The 807-nt window shown below is 57.1% G+C and carries 1 protein-coding gene; it reads left to right on the forward strand.

Annotated features, from left to right (window positions below; genetic code table 11):
* A partial coding sequence (locus tag AAA021_RS09480; RefSeq protein WP_349089034.1) for an LPXTG cell wall anchor domain-containing protein occupies nt 1–431 on the forward strand: 431 nt, incomplete at its 5' end.
* Nucleotides 432–807 lie beyond the last annotated feature (376 nt).

The raw sequence follows: 807 nt of genomic DNA on the forward strand, positions 1-807 counted from the left end.
AAAGTGAGGCAAAGGAAGCTAAAGCCCACATCGACGAGGACATAGCCAAGCGAAATGCGCTCCTCGGCGATTTGGAAAAGGCGCAAGCGGCCTATGACGACGCCTGCAAGGCATACGAAGAGGCAAAAGCCGCGGCAGACAAGGCCACCTCGCCCGAGGTAACGCAACCGACCGAGACAACGCCTCCCTCCGGCTCGACGCAACCGGCCGAGACGACACAGCCCGCCAGCTCACCCTCGACCGGCAAAGACACCCTACCAAGCTCCACCAAGCAGGCGAACTCGAGCAGCGGCAAGCAAGCAGATACAACCGCCGGCAAGCTCGCGAACACGGGCGATGCAGCGCCGAGCGCAATAGCACTCGCAGGAATCGCCGCCATGGGACTCGGAATAACCGCCACAGCCACACGCCGCATCAAGAACTCAAAATAGCTGCCAGCGGTTATTGTCTTTGCCAATCCACAAGCCAAGAGACAAAAAGAGGCCCGTTTCCCCAACCCAGGGAAACGGACCTCTTTACTTGAAAAAACAAATGGTAATGCCGCCGTCTCTTGAACCACGCAGCCATCAATGCCCAGACAACACCAGCAAGCCGCGTTCCTTAAGGGATAGATTTAATGGCTGTTAATCAAGGGGCATACGCGCACGCCCGATCAACGGCGGGCAAACCGCCTGATATACTTACATTAGTGCTACCAAGTTAGTCGCCGACCCTTGAAATGAGGTGCCGAGATGAACGACATTCTCGCAAGAAGAGCAAGACGAGCAACTGTGGGCATCGCCCTTTCCGCGGCACTTGTCGCGGGAA

It is taken from the genome of Collinsella sp. CLA-JM-H32, assembly GCF_040098165.1.
In the GTDB taxonomy this organism is placed as follows: Bacteria; Actinomycetota; Coriobacteriia; order Coriobacteriales; family Coriobacteriaceae; genus Collinsella.